The sequence below is a fragment of the Sulfurimonas sp. genome, assembly GCF_028694895.1.
GTDB lineage: Bacteria > Campylobacterota > Campylobacteria > Campylobacterales > Sulfurimonadaceae > Sulfurimonas.
The window spans coordinates 1-17,975 of the sequence record NZ_JAQVKA010000027.1 but is presented as its reverse complement, the minus strand read 5'-3'; the positions used below and the strand labels follow the sequence as shown (position 1 = coordinate 17,975).

Genomic DNA, 17,975 nt, shown 5'->3' with positions numbered 1-17,975 from the left:
AACATGCGTTAGTTCATCATATGCACGTGTTAGTTGTGTTGAAGCATTAAATTGATGATAATTTCTAGCAAAAACACCATCATCATACTCCTTTGATGGTGCGGATATTTCACTTTTATTTTTAAACGTTGTATGCTGAGCGTACATGTTAGCTGTATATGATACATTTAAGTACTCATCAAAGAGTGATGTATGAAGAGTTATTGGTATATTTACGTCAGTTTGAACAGCACTTACACCAACTTGTCTGTAATAGTTGTCACTTTTTACATCAAGACTATAAGAGAGATGATCATCTAAGAAAGTTTCTAAATAAGTATGATAATGAAGAGCAGGAAGACTCTGAAGCGTCTTCTCGTTACTATCAACTGTCAAGTCTTTATAATGCTTAAAATAGGCACCTATGTAATCATTATCTGTATTATAAAATAGATTTATTCTTGAGATAAGCTGTGTTGTTGTAGCATTTTGAGTTGTATCATTTGTAGATAAGTTTATATAATCAACATCATTCATGTTAACTATATCCATATAAGCACCAGATTGGCCTTTAAGATTTGTTCCAAACCATTGATTTATAAAATCATTATTATCATATAAAAAATTAAAACCATAATGTTTTTTATTTGCTAATTCACTCTCTTGAAAATATCTCTCTTTTTCCTTAAAATAACCAGCAGTAAGAGAACCTTTTGAAGTTTTGCTATCAACAAATCTAAATGTAGAATAAAGCCCTGAACCACGGTTTGTTCTTACTTGTGGCTTTAGCTCTAAATCCCACCAATTTTGCTCTGCAATAAAGAGTGCCTGTTCATAGTAGAAGCCTTCTTTTTCAGAATATCCAATCATTGGAGGTAAAAGGCCTGTTCTTCTTGTTGTATCTAGTGAATAACCAAAATATGGTGTATAAAAAACAGGTATGTCATAAAGATAGAGTCTTGCATTATATAGATTTAGCCACATTGTATCTGTGTTATATTCTGAAGATGTAAACTCCATCTTCCACAGAGGATTATTTGGATCACATCCACTCATAACTCCAGAAGTAACGTCTATGTCTTTTTCTTTTGAGAACCCTTTATCACCACTGAGCCAGACATCAGAGGTCTTCTCGAGCATAAAAAATGGTGTAAATGTTCTCTCTTTGTTTGCAATATTAAGCTTAGCATATTCTCCTAGGAGCTTAATATTTTCTCCTTGGGAAGCTCTAATATTTTCAAATAGTTCTAAATCACCACTATCTCTATCATAACGCGCTCTCTTTGCACTTAGATGATAGTCTTGATAAATGACAACAACATCCCCTTTTGCAATTACAATATTGTCTATTGTATCCATTGTCGTGGCATATACTTCCACTTTGTCGTTATTCTTAATATCTTGTGCGACGGCACTAGCAACTAAGAGTGTTATAAAAATAAAAAATTTAAGCATCTACTACCAACGTTTTAGCACTTTTATCATGCCAAGTTTGTCGTGATGGATCAAGCACACCCCATAAAAATCCAAGATAAAATAGTGTCTCACTTATTACCCTAACAATTGCACGATTTAAAGATACAATCACATTTGGTTTTTGCAGTGTTTTTACCTCTACTACTCTGATTTTTAAAAGAAGTTTTCCAAGAGTTGCACCATATTGCATTACAAAAAATGCTTGGTATATAATTTTTACAGCCATATACTCTAAGAAGAATTTATTTGTTAGTAAAATCATATCTTCAAGTGTTTTAGCCTCAAGAAATGAGTCTCCAAGTCCCATTATAAGTAAAAAAGAGAGAAGCATCTCATCTACAAAAAAGGCCATTGATCTTTTTTTAATTGATGCTAATTGCATCCCCTCTCGGTGAAGTCTATCTTGTATTTCTTCGTTCACTTTACTTCTTTAAAAAGAGCTTGATAAGCTATATCTGTACGGAGTTTTTTACCAGCATAATGAACTTGTCCACATCTAAGATATGCTCTATCTCTTGCTTCTTTTATAGTATCTCCCAAACCAACACATACTAAAACTCGTCCGCCATCAGCGTATAGCGTACCATCAACCATACTAACTCCTGCATAAGAGATATGAGTATATTTTTCTATTGTCTCATGATGAACAGTATCAACTATTATCTCAGCAGGAGTTGAATTTGAGTATGGATAGTTTGCACTTGCCATAACAACACCAACTGCAAACTGATTTGAAAATTCTACTTTTATCTCGCCGAGTCTATTTGTAGCAGCTTTATAGAACATATCGCTCACACTTGAAGTCATAAGAGGCATAAGTATCTCACATTCAGGGTCTCCAAAACGAACATTAAACTCTAGTGTAATTGGCTCACCTTTTACAACCATAACGCCGATAAAAAGGACTCCTTCAAATGGAGCACCCTCTTGCTTCATTCCATCAAGCGTTGGGCGAATTATTCTATCTCTTACTTTTTGATAAAGATCTTCATTTACTAAAGGAGTAGGAGCATAAGCACCCATTCCACCAGTGTTTGGTCCCTCATCATTATCTTTTAATCTTTTATGATCTTGCGCTGCTGGAAGGAGTATATAATCCTCTCCATCACAAACCGCAAACATAGAGAGTTCATATCCATCTAAAAACTCTTCTATTATGACTTTTTTTCCAGCATCACCAAAGCTTTTTCCACTTAGCATCTCTGAAATCGCAACTTTTGCCTCATCATGACTTTGCGCAATAATCACGCCTTTACCGCCACATAAACCATCAGCTTTTACAACTATTGGAGTTTGTAATTTCTCTGCAAATCTAAATGCTTCTTCTATTGAATCTGTTTCAATATAACGAGCTGTTGGGATATTATATTTTGCTAAAAAGTTTTTCATATATACTTTTGAGCCTTCAAGCTGTGCAGCCGCCTTAGTTGGTCCAAATATCACAAGATTATTTGCCTTAAATATATCTACAACACCATCAACCAACGGTGCTTCAGGCCCGACGATAGTAAGTTCAATTTCATTTTGTTTAGCAAAAAGCACTAGGTCGTTATAATCTTTAATATTTATATTTTTTCCAAGAGAAGAAGTTGCTCCGTTTCCTGGCATAAAAAAAAGTTCATGAGCCTTATCTTCATTTAAAATTGCGCGAGCAATAGAGTACTCCCTACCACCGCTACCTAATATTAAAATCTTCATTAACGCTCCAAAAATAAGTTAAAAACATCTACTTGAAATATCAAAATATTTTAAACAGATATTTTTTTAAATAGTCCGAGTGGCCGTCTCGCAATTGGCTTGGTTCTAAAAGCCGTATTTGGGCGAAGAGAGTACTCTTTATCGGCGATATTATCTCGACAGAGTCAACGTATCTCAAACGACAACACCAACACACAAGAGCACTACTAATTCGCAAATTGAAAATGTAGAACCCTCATTAGGCGATATATCGAACCACCCAGACTATTGGTACTATTATACAAAATAATTCTTGATTTTATTTGTAAAGTGCTATTTCGTGCTCAATGCGAGCTCAATACAGCTCTCTACAGAGGTACTCTCACTAATTATATACTTTATCCCTTTTGGTAAACAAGCAGCTGTTGTTGTACCAATCACTATGATTTTTGCATCTGGATGAATTGTATTATTTTTTAAAAAACACTCAATAGAAGATGGAGAGGTAAAGATTAGCGTTGAGTCATCTTCTACTCTTACATCTAATATCTCTTTAGAACACTCACTCACATAGAGTATCTTCTCATCTATACTATACCCTTCTTCTTTTGCCATTTGAACAAAACTTGAAGCTATAAGCTCAGCTCTAAGATAAAGCCACTTAGTATCTTGAGGCAACTCTCTTATATATTTTATAAGATTATCACCATAACCATCTCCACTAGCTAGTATCTTACCACCAATAGCTCTATATGAGTCGGCGGTTTTATCAGAGACACAAAGCGCAGGTATATTTATAAAGCTCTCTTTTCCATACTGTTCAAGTGCTTTTACTGTCTGTTTTGATGTAATAACAAGATACTCATATTTTGAAAAATCAATTTCTGGTTTTAAGTATCTAACATCCAAAGACTTTATGCTATTTGCGTACTTGTTCTTTGAAGTAGCAAATAGATAGATATTTTTTGACATATTCTCTTCTTTACTCCCACTCTATTGTAGCAGGCGGTTTTGAGCTTATATCGTAAACTACGCGGTTTATTCCATCTACTTCATTGATGATTCTTCTACTGATTCTCTCTAAGAGGTCATGTGGAAGATGAGCAAACGTTGCAGTCATTCCATCAACCGCTTCCACAACTCTTACACAAACTGTATTGTCATAAGTACGGTTATCACCCATAACTCCAACAGATTTTACATTTAATAAAACTACAAATGCTTGCCAAGTTTTTGCATAATATCCACTAGCCTTTAACTCATCTAGTAAGATAACATCAGCTTCACGAAGTAGAGTCAAATCAGGCTCATTTACATCACCCATAATACGAATCGCAAGTCCAGGCCCAGGGAAAGGGTGGCGATTTATCATAGACTCAGGAAGCCCAAGCTCTAGGCCTATCTTACGAACCTCATCTTTAAAGAGTTCTCTTAAAGGCTCTATTAGTTCAAAATCCATCCAGTCTGGTAATCCGCCAACATTATGATGTGATTTTATAACTTCTGAGGGACCATTAACGCTGATAGACTCAATCACATCTGGATAAAGAGTTCCTTGAGCTAAAAACTTGATACCATCATGTTTTTTAGCCTCTTTTTCAAACTCTTCTATAAATGTATGCCCAATAATCTTTCTCTTTGTTTCAGGGTCACTAACACCTGCTAGCTTACTTAAAAAGCTTTCTCTCGCATCAACTACAACAAGAGGCACTTTAAGATTTATTTTAAAAACCTCTTCAACTTGCTCTCTCTCACCTTTTCTAAGAAGCCCATTATCCACAAAAACAGGCACTAGTTGGTCTCCGATTGCTTCATAAAGCATAGCTGCTACAACAGAGCTATCAACTCCGCCACTGAGTCCACATAGAACTTTTCCACTACCAACTCGCTCACGAATACTTTTAATCTGCTCTTTTAAGAAGTGTTCCATCTTCCACTTTTCGCTAACACCGCAGATATTTCTTGCAAAGTTACGAAGCATCAAATAACCCTCTTCAGAGTGTTGAACTTCAGGGTGATACTGCATTGCATAGATACGTTTTTCTTCATTTGCGATAGCAGCGTATGGCGAGTTAGCAGAAACTGCGATTGGCTCAAACCCTTCTGGGAGAGTCTCTACTTTATCGCTATGACTCATCCAAACAACTCTATCATCATCACAATCTTTAAAAAGTGGTGAAGGATTTGTCTCTAAATTTAAGATTTTAAGTTCAGCTTTACCATACTCATGATGAGATGAGCGAACAACACTTCCACCAAAGTCAGCAGCAATTCTTTGCATACCATAACAGATCCCAAGAACTGGGATTTTCATCTCATAAACACCTTGATCAACCTCATAAGCATCTTTGTTATAAACTGATGATGGACCACCACTTAAAATAATACCTTGAGGATTTTTTGCTTTGATATCTGCTACTTTTGTATGATATGGAAGAATTTCACAATAGATTTTATCCTCTCTTAAGCGACGAGCTATAAGTTGAGTATATTGAGAACCGAAGTCCAATACTATAATGCTAACATTTGTCATTTGATTACCTTTAAAGGAGTGTTTTGAAGTGCCTAGGTGGCGTTAAGAGGGTATGTACCCTTTTGATGTCAAAAGGATACAATAAGTTTGTTTAATCTTTAATATATGCCCAATATTTCAAACTGAACATACCAAATAGATACAGAAACTATATAACCTATAAGTATGGTCCAAGAGTATCTCATGTGTGAGCCAAATGTATATATTCCTGGAAGTTTACCCATAACACCAACACCTGCAGCGGAGCCAAAAGAGATAAGTGAACCACCTATTCCAGCAGTTAGTGTAACTAAGAGCCACTGATCAACTCCCATATCTGGGTTTGCTTTTAAAACAGCAGACATAACAGGAACGTTGTCCACTATAGCTGAGAGGAAACCAACACCTATATTTGACCAAGTTGGGCCGAGTACTGATGGATCATATACAACCGCAGCAAGGGCAAGCCAACCAACAAAGTAAAGAGCACCAACCGCTGCTAAAATTCCAAAGAAAAAGAGAAGCGTATTGTTCTCAATCTTAGCAATAGAGTGAAAGATATTAAAGTCAGAGTTATAAACTTTTTTAAGTCTGTAAGCATATAGTTTAAGTAACGATAGACCAAAAAGCATACCCCACATAGCTGGAAGATGAAGTACTTGATGAGAAAAAACTGCACATACGATTGTAAATACACCAAGCCCCATAACAACCTTAGCGCCTACCATCATCTCAGGTTTTTGCTCAGTTGATATATCAAAAGGAGGAACATCTTCTGGTACAAATCTGCTAAGAAGGTACGCAGTTACAAGATAACCTCCAATTGATGCTGGAAAAAGGAATAGAAAATCAACAAAAGGTGCCTTTCCTGCTGCCCATGCCATAAGGGTTGTAATATCTCCAAATGGACTCCAAGCCCCTCCTGCATTTGCTGCTACAACAATGTTTATAGCGCCAGGAACTAAGAATGATGCTTTATTTCTCTCTATGGTTATTAAAACAGTTGAGAGGATAAGAGCTGTTGTTAAGTTGTCTGCAACTGGTGAGAGGAAAAACGCTAAAAACCCTGTTGCCCAAAAGAGCTTTCTATAGCTATACCCTTTTGATACAAGATTGTATTTTAGTCTATCAAAAACGCGCATATGAATCATTGACTCTATAAAGGTCATAGCAACAAATAAGAAGAAGAAAATCTCTGCAATCTCTAAGATAATATGCTCAACTTGTGTATGAACAAGGTTCATATCCATTTCGTTTATTGCATAATAAAGTGCCACTAATATAAACAAAAAGGTTCCAGTAAAGAGCGCTGGTTTGGCTTTATCTATATGAAACTTCTCTTCTGCTGCAACAAAATAGTAACCTATAACAAAGATAATAAGAGAGGCAAAACCAACCCATGTAAAAGTTAAATCTGGAAGCGCGCTTACAGACTCTCCTGAACTTGCATACGCAAAACTAAAACTTAACATAATAATTAACAATTTAATCATTATCATCCTTTTGTATAAAATGTACCCCTATAGACTCATCTCTAGCTAATGCCCCAAGAACAATCTCTCTTGCTGTGAGTAAACGAAATTTGAGAAGTTTACCAATTTTTTCATTTAAAAGAGCATTGATTTGATGCAATGCCTGCTCAAGCCCTTTTTTTGTTCTAACAATAGAGACGTTCTCCCACATAATACGACGCAGAAGATTTTTCTTCTCTTTATCTTCTTTTAGACTCATGATTTCATTGCCAACCTCAAAACGTAGCTCTTTTTTACTACTTTTTGTCTTTAGAAGATGCTCTACTGCACGTTTACCAAAAACAAGTCCTTCTAGTAGAGAATTTGATGCTAGTCTATTTGCACCATGAACCTTAGTCGAAGCAACTTCGCCAATTGCATAAAGTGATTTTACGCTTGGTACTGCACCATTAACATCTGTTTTAATTCCACCTATTGCATAGTGAAATGCTGGCGATATAGGAACTCTTTGCTTAGGAACATCGTATCCTAAGAGTTGAAGGCTTTTGTATAGGTTTGGGAATCGTTTTGTAAAATAAACATGATCAAAATTTTTAAGTGAGAGATATGTCTGCATCTTTGTTTTTTTGTTGTGATCATAGATAGCTTTACTTACAATATCTCTAGAAGCAAGCTCACCTCTCTCATCATAGTCAAAAAGAAATCTTCGCCCATTTTCATCCTCAACTGTAGCGCCCTCACCTCTTAGCGCTTCTGTTAAGAGAAGTTTTTGAGCAGAATCACTATCTACAAATACAGTCGGATGAAACTGCATCATCTCCATATCATTAAGCTCAATCCCTTTCATAACACAAAGGCCTTGCATATCAGCACTTATGCATGGTGCATTTGTATGAAACTCATAAAGAGAGCCAACACCACCACTTGCAAGGATTATATTATCTGCATATATATTTCTACTCTCTCTATGATCAAGGACAGTAACACCGTAACATTCACCATCTTTTATAAGCAGATCCACCACTCTTGCGTCAGTTAGCATTGGGTGTGGATTTTGCTGTAGTAAAAAATAGTGCATATAACGCCCAGTAGCATCTCCGCCAGCGTGCAAAATACGCTCTTTTGAGTGCGCAGCTTCTTTTGTATAGAGAAGATTTCCGCTGGGATCTCTATCAAATTCAAATCCACGCTCTATCAAATCATCAATGATTGCACGTGAACTCTCACTTAATACTCTTACAGCTTCTTCACTGCAAAGTCCAGCTCCGGCATCGAGCGTATCTTGTATATGACAAGGAATATCCTCTGCATCTATTGCTAAAGCTATACCGCCTTGAGCATAAAAGCTATTACACTTAAAAGTCTCTCTTTTGTTTATAATGAGAACATTTTTGCTCTTTGGAATATGCATTGCAGCGTAAAGGCCAGCAACTCCAGCACCTACAATTATTACATCATATTTCATCTATTTGTGATGTCGCTTTCGTTATTGTCGCTATGCGGTTGTTTGATGATGAATTTTACATTATCATCGCCCTTTGGCGCATCTTCTAGATAGTAAGGATTAGCCTTGTAGCCACATCCATTCAAACTTAATAAAAACATTGCTATAATTGCCACATGAAAAACGCTAGTCAAATTATAAATTCTATTCAAAGCAGACCTCAATTCTCTAAACTAATTTACTATAAATGTATAAAAATAGTCCAATCTATGTTTACTCCGCCTATACAAAAAATGATTAAGTTCGCTTACATCAAAAACAAAACGCTATTTTTTGTATTTAATCATCCCGTTGGGAAACAAGAATTTGATAATAATATACAAAGCATTAAAAGTGCTTTAAAGTTCTATACGCCTACTGAGTGCAAAGAGTGTGAGGAGATTCTCTTTGATGATATAAAAGCATTTGTAACTTATACTCCAAAGGTACAAGAAGATGAACTAAAAGATATAGTTCAAACCTATAAAGAGCGCTCAAGTGGTGATTTTAGTATAGATATAAAAGATGAAAAGCTAAACTCTCTGGCTAAAGAGATTCAAAAAATCATCAAAGAGATAAGAAGTAATGACTCTTAAAGAGATTGTAAAACAGCTTCCAGATTCGGCTGGAATCTATCAATATTTTGATAAAGATGGGCATCTTCTTTATGTAGGAAAAGCAAAAAGTTTAGCAAAAAGAGTAAAGAGCTATTTTAACTTTACTCCAGAGTTTAAACCAAACTCAAACCTCTCTATCAGAATAGCAAAGATGATCTCTCAAACTCATACTTTAGAGTACATAGTCGTAAACTCTGAACATGACGCACTAATTTTAGAAAACTCTCTTATCAAGCAGCTTATGCCAAAGTATAATATTTTGCTTCGTGATGATAAAACTTATCCATACATTTATATAGATAACTCACAAAAATATCCTAGATTTGAGATAACGAGAAAAATCATAAAATCTCCAGATATTAAATATTATGGTCCTTTTTCAGTGGGTGCGCGTGATATCTTAGACTCAATTTATGAACTTTGCGCACTTGTACAAAAAAAAGGTTCTCTTAAGTCAAAAAAATTATGTCTTTACCATCAGATAGGCAGATGTCTGGGTCCATGTGAACTACCTGTGAGTGATGAGGATTATCAAAAAGAGCTAGATTTAGCAAAAGAGCTTATTTTAAATAAAAAAACATTGATTAAAAAGTTGCAAGAGAAGATGTTTTTTTATGCTGAGAATTTAAGATTTGAAGAGGCAACTGCGCTTCGCGATAGATGCGAGAGGATAAGTCGCTCAGAGATTAAGAGTGAGATAGATTTTGCAAGTGATGAGAACTATGATATTTTTGTAATCAAAAACTCTCAAAGTAGAGCAGTTGTTGTTAGAATATTTATGAGAGAGGGGAAAATAATATCTTCCTCTCATGACTATATACAGCTTCATGAAGGATACGATGAAGATGAGCTTTATCAAAGAGCTATCATAGGGTTTTACTCTCATGGCAAACCGCCTATAATTGCGCCAATTTTAATAGCCTCAGAGTTTGAAGGCAAAGATAGCATAGAGGATTACTTAAGCACTATTTTTGAAAAAAAAGCAGATATCAAAGTTCCAAAGACAGGAAAGAGAAAACAGCTTGTAGATTTGGCACTTCTAAACGCAGCAGAGCTTCTTAAAGGAGAGCTTAAAGAGAGTAATAGTGGAATTTTAAATGATATAAAAGAGCTCTTTTGCCTTCAAAGAGTTCCTTCTCGAGTAGAAGTTTTTGATAACTCTCATATGTCAGGAGTCGCAACTGTTGGAGCGATGGCTGTTTTTGAAAATGGTAAGTTTGATAAAAAAAGTTACCGTATATACCATCTTGAAGCAAGAGATGAATACGCTCAAATGAGAGAGATGCTAGTGCGGAGAGTTGAGAGTTTTCTAAAAAACCCTCCACCTGATTTATGGGTACTAGATGGTGGAAGTACTCTTTTAAACCTAGCTTTATCCATCTTAGAGTCATCTGGCGTAAACTTAGATGTAATAGCTATTGCCAAAGAGAAAGTAGATGCAAAAGCGCATCGTGCAAAAGGAAAGGCAAAAGATATCATGCACTCAAAAGATGATAGTTTTAAACTTCTTGATAGTGATAAAAGGCTCCACTTTGTTCAAAAGCTAAGAGACGAAGCTCACAGATGCGCTATAAATTTTCATAAAAAAACAAAATTAAAAATTGATCAAGAGAGCAAATTACTAACATTAAAAGGTATCTCTCAAGCAAAGATTGTAAAGTTGTTAAATCATTTTACCACATTTGATGCTCTTAAGACAGCCACTGTTGAGGAGATTAGTTTGGTTTTAAACTCAAAAGATGCGAATATCATAAAAAATAGTTATATATAAGTTTTTCTTTAAACTATTAATGATATATTTAGCCCAGTATATATTTTTTAACTATATTACACAGAGGTTTACATGAGCAAAATGCTACCAAAAGATGAAGAGTATATATTTGAAGGCAAAGTGGCTATTAGTCAAACGGATTTAGATGGAATTATAACTTTTGTTAATAGAAAATTTTGTGAAATCTCTGGCTATAGTGTTGATGAATTAGTCAATAATAATATAGATATATTAAGACACCCTAACGTCCACGCCTCTACGTATGAAAAGATGCAAAATACCCTCAAAAGTGGCCAAGTATATAATGGCATGTTAAAAAATATGCGAAAAGATGGAAGTTTCTACTGGATTGATATTGAAATAACACCTATTTTTAATAAACAAGAACAGATGACTGGTTATATTTCCGTTAGCAAACCTTCTCCTAGAAAAAATATTCAAGACGATGAAGAATCTAATAATATTACAAATAATCAATAACAAAGGGTATATATATGTTAATTTACAACCATAAAAAAGAGTTTATAGCAATTGATGAAGCTGACTTAAAAGCCCTCTCTCTCTCAAGCATAGTAGAGCTACAAGAAGAAGCAGCTGACTTTGCAGATCTCTTTGTCAAATCACCCGGTTTTATTCATAACTTTAAACATGTTCACTGGATTGATTATATATTATGCAATGAAAGCACTACAGATTCAAAAGCAATCATTAAAGTAAAAGGTAAAAACCACTCTACAAATATACAAATTAAAATAATTTATCTTCTTGAAAATCCTACACAAAAAGCCTTTATAGTAGAGTTTATAAACTTAAAATCTCTATCCCAAGCACAAGAAGGGAAACTAGTAATTTCATCTTCAACCCAACAAGAGCCACAAGAACTTACTCATACTCCTAAAGTGAAAAAAGAAGAAACGATTTATGAAAATCTAAGCCCAAATATAATCAAAGATCCATATGAGCAGAGCGTTAATGAAGTAGACTATGCTCCTTTAGTAAAATCACATGATTTAGAAATTCAGGCGCAAGATCTAATCTCTGAGCCTACTATAAGCGTTAAAGCTGAACCTATTGTTAAAGAGAAAGTAAAAGTACCATTAGCTGAGCTAAGTCATGATTTTATAGAAGATGATGATTCGGCTTTTTCAGGCTACTCTTATGATCCTCATGTAGCTTCTGATGAACTTGGGTTGCCTATAGATTTAGTAGAAGAGTTTATTCAAGATTTTATAGCACAAGCAAATAGCTTTAAAGAAGATCTATATAACTCTTTAACCGAAGGGAATATGGATCATTTAAAAATTCAATCTCATAAGCTTAAAGGTGTTGCGGCAAACCTCAGAATCGAAGATGCACTTGATGCATTAACTATCGTAAATTCGTCTCATGACGAATACGATATCCAAAAAAATCTTGACAGATTTTATAGCATCATAAATAAATTATCAAAAAAAGATACTCAAGAGAACATACCTCTTCATACTCCTAAAAAAGAAGAAATTGAGGATGACTTTATAATATCCATTAAAAATGAATTACCATCTCGTAATCATGATGAAGTTTTAGACTTAGATGTTCATGATTTTATAGAGGCTCCTGAGATGGCAGATGATCCTTTTTTAGAACTATCAACTGATTTAAAAAATGATGAACTCCTTATAGAGGATGAACTCTCAAGTGATGACAAAGCACAAAATAATTCATTATCAACAACTTCACACTATGATAAAACAAAAGTGGCTCATGATATAGGACTCAGTATAGATAGTTTTAATGAACTCTTTGATGACTACCTCATAGAAACAAAAGCTATTACTAAGGCCTTGAATAAGTCTTTAAAGAGCAAAAATTTAGATGAGTGTAAAAACAGTGCCAAGAAACTAAAAGGTATGAGCGAAAATATGAGGGTTCATGATTTTGATATTTACCTAGATAGCATAATTAGCTCAACTAACATAAATGAGGTTGAAGAAAATATAAAAAATATCATCTTAGCACTTAATCTCATCTCAGAAGCAGAGGTTAAATAATGCAATTTGGATTAAAAAATAGACTAAGACTTATAAGTCTTTTACCGATAGTTGTGCTCTTTGCGATGACAAGTTACTATGTTTATGACTCTTTTCTTGGATTTAACGCAGCAGAACAACTACAAGAGAGACTAGATCAAAATAAACACCTTAACGAAACTGTAAGTAATATTGCTCGTGAACGTGGTATGAGTGCTATGTATCTTGGAAACAAGACAGAAAATATTCTTAAATCTCTTCATGAACAGAGAAAAGTTGTTGATGAAAAAGTAGAAGCTTATCTTCAATACGCGCAAAACAACAAGCGCCTTCATACACATACAAACGACGGCGACAAACTAACATGTCTTGCATGCAATAACGTAGATAACGTTATCGCAGCTATTGCAAAAATAAAGTCAGTAAGACCTCTCGTAGATAATAATAATATAGAATTTGAAGAGATGTTTATTGATGTTTATGGTCAAGCTCAAAAAACTTTCATCAAACAGCTTGAACAAATTACAGAAAATCAAATAGACAAAGAGGTAAATGAGCTCTACTCGCTTTATATCGCTATGGTTAACGCTAAAGAAGCTTCTGGTATTGAGAGAGGATATATGGCATACATTATTTCTCGATCAGCAGAGCTTGAAAATGATGACTTAAACGAATGGATCTCTCTTATTGGTAAAGCAGATGCAATAAACTATGACGCTATACAAAACAAAACTCTTGTTAGTAGTTTAGATAAGCTTTTTAAAAATGAAGATAGTATAGAACTCTTTGAAGAGATTAATAGTGAGCGAACTGCAATTATTTCAGTTGCTGCAAGTGGTGAATATGATATCAGCTCTGGAGTTTGGTTTACTATGCTCTCAGAGAAAATCAATATTATCTCTCAAGCAGAAGAGGTACTCTTAAATGCTATGAACACAAGAGCTCAAAAAGTACAAGAGGAGTCTCTTCAAATTCTAATTGGTACATTTACAGTTTGGTTTGTAGCTATCGTACTTGCAATTTTGGGCTATATATTATCTAATGAAATTGCAAAAAATATTAAAAACCTCGAGAGCGTATTAGAAAAAGTTGCTGGAGATTACGACTCCAAAGATAGAAAAATAAATCTACATACTGCTCAAGGTACAGACCTAGCGTATGAGCTCTTAGAAGACATTATTGAACAAACAAAAAGAGATAAGATATCAGCTCAAGAAGCAAGTGAAGCAAAATCTATGTTCTTGGCAAACATGTCACATGAAATTAGAACTCCTCTAAATGGTATCGTTGGATTTACCGAGCTTCTTAAAGATTCTGGACTTCAAGAAGAGCAAAGCGAATTTGTTGATATCATTGAAAAAAGCTCTGAGAATCTTCTTGAAATTATCAATAATATTCTTGACCTCTCTAAAATTGAGAGCAATAAACTTGAAATTGAACACATTGCATTCAACCCTATAGTAGAGTTTGAGAGTGCAGTTGAAGTTTATGCAGTTCGCGCAAGCGAAAAACATATCAACCTTGGTTGTTTTATTGATCCAACACTTGAATTTCCGCTAAAGGGAGACCCTACAAAACTTAAAGAGGTTATCATTAATCTTCTTTCAAACGCTGTAAAGTTCACAAATAACGCTGGTTCTATCAATGTAAATATTAGAAAAATCAAATCCGATGAAGTTGGAAAAACAAGAGTTAGATTTGAGATTCAAGATAGTGGTATCGGTGTAACAAGTGAGCAAAAATCTAAAATTTTTGAAGCATTCTCTCAAGCAGATACTTCTATTACTCGTAAGTATGGAGGGACTGGTCTTGGGCTTACAATCTCTAGTAATTTTGTTGAGCTTATGGGTGGGCAACTTGATTTAGAGAGTAAAATAGGAGAAGGCACTACTTTCTTCTTTACTCTTGATTTTGAAGAGGTAGAGACACTAAATGAGACTTCTAAAGGTAACTTTAGTACATTAAAAGCTCTTATTTTAAGTGATTCTATAAAAATAAAAAAACAGGACAAATACTTAAGAGAGTATCTTGATTTTTATGGCGTAGGCTACACAACATTTAAAGAGATAGACAAGATAGAGCTTCTCTCAAAAGAGAATAAATATGATCTTATCTTTATAGATTACGACTACACAGATGAAGAGACGCTTCGCGAACTATCTAAACTTCCACAAGAACTAATTGTGTTAACAAAATCAAATCTGATGAAGAGAGTAGACTCTCTAGGATTGAATATCTTTAAAATTTTATATGAGCCAATCCACTCATCAAAAATAAAGCAGATACTTGAAAACTATGTTCTTTCAAATAGCACAACACAAGTTACAAAAAAACAATCACGTAAAAAATTTGACCTTAACAAGTCAAAATTTGTGGCCGATGTTTTAGTTGCAGAGGACAATATAATCAACCAAAAACTCATCCAAAGAACGTTAGAAGATTTAGGCTTAAATGTAACCATAGCAAATAACGGTCTTGACGCTTTTCAAAAAAGAAAAGATGGAAAGTTTGATCTAATATTTATGGATATTCAAATGCCATTTCTTGATGGTGTTGAGGCCACTGCTGAAATTTTAGAGTGGGAAGAGGATTATGGACAAGCACATATTCCTATTGTTGCTCTTACAGCTAATGCACTAAAAGGCGATAGAGAGAAGTTTTTATCAGCTGGCTTAGATGAGTACACTACAAAACCTCTTGTAAGAACTGAGATAATCTCTGTTTTAAATATGTTCTTAGCTGATTTTATTGTTGAAGTAGATGAGTTAAAAAAAGAGCCCACTCAAGATATAAAAACTTCAGATTTACAAGAAATATTGATAGATAAGATTGATGAATCTGCTCAGCATCACACGCTTCATACTGAGTATAGAGCAGATATACTTATTGCTAAAAAAAGTACATTTGAAACAAGATTATATACTAAAGTTATCGAATCAATTGGTGGTTTAACATATGAAGTTGCTTCATCTTTGATAGATTTTAAAGAACTAATCAATAATTACTCTTATAAAGTCGTTCTTTTTGATAAAGAGTATAACGATTTGGATGTTGCACAAATCGCTTCAAGTATTAGAAAATTAAGTGATTCAAATAAACTTGAATCTCATGTTGTATTAGTTGATGATTCTATACAAAAAAATGCTAAAGAGCACATAGAACATGTTGATGAAATCATTAATAATATTGTAAATAAAGATTCATTAAAAGCTTTATTTAAAAAATATGCCTAAAGAGGAAAATAGATGTCAAAAGAATTAGTGATATTAGCAGTAGATGATGATTTAATAAATCTCAAACTTTTAAAATCAATGTTAATGAAAAACCCAGATATTAAAGAAGTTATAGAGGCTAAAAATGGGGAAGATGCTGTTGCTTATATTAAATCTAGAAAAGATATTAATCTTGTCCTCTTAGATATAATTATGCCTATTATGAATGGATTAGAAGTTCTAAAGGTTGTCCGTTCAGATGAAAATATTGTGCAAATCCCGATCATTGTACTTACAACAGACGAGACTAAAAAAACAGAAGCGTTAGAATTAGGCGCAAATAGCTTTTTAATGAAGCCTATTAGAAGTAATGAACTAGCTGAGAGAATGGAATCACTTCTAGTTTAAACTAGAATGTGACTAAGAACCTCTTCAACTCTACTCACTCCAACAATCTCTAAAGATTCTCTAACTTCACTTGGAATATCTTCTAAATCTCTCTCATAATTTTTTATAGGAATTAAAACTTTGCTCATATCAGCTTTATGAGCTGCAATAAGTTTCTCTTTTAACCCACCAATAGGTAGTACATCTCCACTAAGTGAAACTTCTCCTGTCATGGCAATTTCTGAGCGAACTTTTCTACCACTTAAAATTGATGATATAGCACTAACTAAAGCGATACCAGCGCTTGGCCCATCTTTTGGAGTTGCACCATCAGGAACATGTATATGCAAGTCATAACGCTTGTAAACTTCACTAGAATCAATTTTTATCTTATCTTCTATCTCAGTTGGAGTAAGTGGGATATTTTTATCATCTATCTTTAATTTTTTAGTATCGATTAAAGTCTTTACAACGCTATATGCGATAATTGCTGACTCTTTCATAACTTCCCCAAGGCTACCAGTTAATTGCATGTTTCCTTTGCCTTTTATACGGATACTCTCTATTTTTAAGACATCTCCGCCAACAGCCGTCCATGCAAGACCATTAACAACGCCTACAACTGGAACTCTTGTTGTTTTTTCTATCTCAAATACTGTTTTATCAAAATAATCTTTAAGATTTTTTACACTCAAAGATACTTTTGTAATTTCTGGTTTCTCTAGTATCTCGCGAGCAACTTTTCTTGACATATTTGCAATACGGCGACGAAGATTACGTACCCCCGCTTCTCTAGTATAACTATGAATCAACTCTTTAAGAGCTGCTTTAGAGATACTTACTTCTGACTTTTTAAGTCCATGTTTTTTCAACTCTTGCGGGAAAAGATAACGTAAAGCAATCTCAAGCTTTTCTTGAGGAGTGTATGAGCTAATACCTATAAACTCCATTCTATCGCGAAGTGGTGCTGGAATATTTCCTATATCATTTGCTGTTGCTATAAAAATAACTTTAGATAAATCAATACTAAAGTTAAGATAATAATCTCTAAATTCGCTGTTTTGCTCTGGGTCAAGTATCTCCAAAAGTGCAGCCGTTGGATCGCCTCTTCCAGTTTTTGCAACTTTATCTATCTCATCTAAAACAACGACCGGGTTCATCTTTTTAGCATCAATTAAACCTTGAACAATTCGCCCAGGCATTGCTCCAACATATGTTCTTCTATGTCCTGGTCGGGCATGTCTTGTACCCTCATCAGGGCCAGCCCCAAGGGAGGATGCTTGATAGCCTGCTCGGCGTAGTAGACCAGGAAGTCTCTGGTCGCCGGTAGGAACGGGATGATGTCGCGGAGCGCATACTCCATGCCCGTCCGATAGGCGT

15 protein-coding genes are annotated in these 17,975 nt (G+C 34.5%); 6 read left to right on the top strand and 9 right to left on the bottom strand.

Features of this window, described 5'->3' with window-relative positions; genetic code table 11:
- The 8 genes from PHI38_RS05130 to PHI38_RS05095 all read right to left on the bottom strand — a co-directional run.
- Window positions 1-1,434 (bottom strand): LPS-assembly protein LptD (locus tag PHI38_RS05130; RefSeq protein WP_367182602.1); only part of this gene is annotated, 1,434 nt, incomplete at its 3' end.
- Window positions 1,427-1,876 carry an RDD family protein gene (locus PHI38_RS05125; RefSeq protein WP_299853529.1) on the bottom strand — a complete coding sequence of 150 codons (450 nt, stop codon included), beginning with the start codon at window positions 1,874-1,876 and terminating at the stop codon, window positions 1,427-1,429. The genes PHI38_RS05130 and PHI38_RS05125, both read right to left, overlap by 8 nt.
- Entirely contained in the window at window positions 1,873-3,153 is a 1,281-nt protein-coding gene (purD, locus tag PHI38_RS05120; protein WP_299853527.1) for a phosphoribosylamine--glycine ligase, read from the bottom strand. Before purD ends, PHI38_RS05125 begins: the two co-directional genes overlap by 4 nt.
- Window positions 3,154-3,465: 312 nt before the next feature.
- Window positions 3,466-4,104: a uroporphyrinogen-III synthase gene (locus PHI38_RS05115; RefSeq protein WP_299853525.1), complete on the bottom strand. Its 639-nt coding sequence runs from the start codon at window positions 4,102-4,104 to the stop codon at window positions 3,466-3,468.
- A gap of 10 nt (window positions 4,105-4,114) precedes the next feature.
- Window positions 4,115-5,665 (bottom strand): glutamine-hydrolyzing GMP synthase, encoded by a 1,551-nt coding sequence (gene guaA / locus PHI38_RS05110; RefSeq protein WP_299853524.1) that lies wholly within the window; start codon window positions 5,663-5,665, stop codon window positions 4,115-4,117.
- 98 nt (window positions 5,666-5,763) lie between these two features.
- Entirely contained in the window at window positions 5,764-7,137 is a 1,374-nt protein-coding gene (nhaD, locus tag PHI38_RS05105) for a sodium:proton antiporter NhaD (protein ID WP_299853522.1), read from the bottom strand.
- On the bottom strand, window positions 7,130-8,581 hold the full coding sequence (nadB, locus tag PHI38_RS05100) for an L-aspartate oxidase (RefSeq protein ID WP_299853520.1): 1,452 nt from the start codon (window positions 8,579-8,581) through the stop codon (window positions 7,130-7,132). The genes nhaD and nadB overlap by 8 nt, the downstream gene beginning before the upstream one ends.
- The gene (locus tag PHI38_RS05095) at window positions 8,578-8,721 is read right to left on the bottom strand and encodes a hypothetical protein (protein WP_299853518.1); all 144 of its coding nucleotides are present in this window, start codon (window positions 8,719-8,721) and stop codon (window positions 8,578-8,580) included. The genes nadB and PHI38_RS05095 overlap by 4 nt, the downstream gene beginning before the upstream one ends.
- A 108-nt stretch (window positions 8,722-8,829) precedes the next feature.
- On the opposite strand from PHI38_RS05095, the gene PHI38_RS05090 reads away from it, so the two are divergent.
- The 6 genes from PHI38_RS05090 (at window position 8,830) to PHI38_RS05065 (ending at window position 16,616) form a co-directional block, all read left to right on the top strand.
- Window positions 8,830-9,195 carry a hypothetical protein gene (locus PHI38_RS05090; RefSeq protein WP_299853516.1) on the top strand — a complete coding sequence of 122 codons (366 nt, stop codon included), beginning with the start codon at window positions 8,830-8,832 and terminating at the stop codon, window positions 9,193-9,195.
- Window positions 9,185-10,987, top strand: coding sequence for an excinuclease ABC subunit UvrC (gene uvrC / locus PHI38_RS05085; RefSeq protein WP_299853514.1), 1,803 nt, complete (start codon window positions 9,185-9,187; stop codon window positions 10,985-10,987). Before PHI38_RS05090 ends, uvrC begins: the two co-directional genes overlap by 11 nt.
- Window positions 10,988-11,059: 72 nt before the next feature.
- On the top strand, window positions 11,060-11,467 hold the full coding sequence (locus PHI38_RS05080) for a PAS domain-containing protein (RefSeq protein ID WP_299853512.1): 408 nt from the start codon (window positions 11,060-11,062) through the stop codon (window positions 11,465-11,467).
- Window positions 11,468-11,481: 14 nt separating this feature from the next.
- Window positions 11,482-13,017 (top strand): Hpt domain-containing protein, encoded by a 1,536-nt coding sequence (locus PHI38_RS05075; protein ID WP_299853510.1) that lies wholly within the window; start codon window positions 11,482-11,484, stop codon window positions 13,015-13,017.
- Window positions 13,017-16,229, top strand: coding sequence for an ATP-binding protein (locus tag PHI38_RS05070; protein ID WP_299853508.1), 3,213 nt, complete (start codon window positions 13,017-13,019; stop codon window positions 16,227-16,229). The genes PHI38_RS05075 and PHI38_RS05070 overlap by 1 nt, the downstream gene beginning before the upstream one ends.
- A 12-nt stretch (window positions 16,230-16,241) precedes the next feature.
- Window positions 16,242-16,616 carry a response regulator gene (locus PHI38_RS05065; protein WP_299853506.1) on the top strand — a complete coding sequence of 125 codons (375 nt, stop codon included), beginning with the start codon at window positions 16,242-16,244 and terminating at the stop codon, window positions 16,614-16,616.
- On the opposite strand, the gene PHI38_RS05060 is transcribed toward PHI38_RS05065, so the two are convergent.
- On the bottom strand, window positions 16,613-17,975 hold a 1,363-nt coding region (locus PHI38_RS05060), incomplete at its 5' end, for a S16 family serine protease (protein WP_299853504.1). The genes PHI38_RS05065 and PHI38_RS05060 overlap by 4 nt on opposite strands.